The following is a 759-nucleotide window of genomic DNA, read 5'->3' on the forward strand; positions in this document are numbered from 1 at the left end:
GAGAAGCGCTTGTCGCTGACATCAAACGGGCAGATTCGCTATCGACTGAAGACACCCTATCGGGATGGGACGACGCATGTGGTCTTTGATCCCCTGGATTTCATTGCCAAGTTGGCGGCGCTGATACCCAAACCCAGAGTGAATCTGAGCCGGTTTCATGGGGTATTCGCCTCAAACAGCAAGTACCGTGCGCTGATCACCCCATCGAGGCGTGGCAAGGGCAAAAAATGTGATTCTGCCAACGAACGGCTTGACCAAAGCCCGGCGGAGCGTCGGGCGTCCATGACCTGGGCCCAGCGCTTGAAGCGTGTCTTCAATATAGACATTAACACCTGCCGGGAATGTGGCGGTTCAGTCAGAGTCATTGCATGTATTGAAGACCCGGTGGTGATCAACAAGATACTGGACCATCTCAATGAGAAGGGAGGCGCTTCGGCGGCAGTGATACTTCCAGAAGGACGGGCGCCACCCTCAAGTTTGTTCTGCTGAGACCCATTCCGTCCGGCATTTCCACGACAGTTTTGAAACATGCTGTGCTCAATTTTTTTTCCAATGGGAGCACGGTAAGGGTGAGGTTTGCCAACAGACCGGGAATGAGGTGTGAAAGCTCGGAAACTGGGGGGAATTCAATCGAGAAGAGCGGAATTCAGCCCTGGTTTGAGGCTATCAGGTAATGAAGCGAGGGATAGAACCGAGGGATAGAACGACAGCAGTCTGCGCGGGTTCTCTGGAAAAGGGCTTTTATTCTTCCTATCCTCT

Annotated in this window: 1 protein-coding gene; it reads left to right on the top strand. The window is 53.1% G+C overall.

Features of this window, described 5'->3' with window-relative positions; genetic code table 11:
- On the top strand, window positions 1-489 hold a 489-nt coding region (locus Q675_RS36540), incomplete at its 5' end, for an IS91 family transposase (RefSeq protein ID WP_023012176.1).
- Window positions 490-759 lie beyond the last annotated feature (270 nt).

It is taken from the genome of Marinobacter sp. EN3 (assembly GCF_000475315.1).
GTDB classification, from domain to species: domain Bacteria; phylum Pseudomonadota; class Gammaproteobacteria; order Pseudomonadales; family Oleiphilaceae; genus Marinobacter; species Marinobacter nauticus.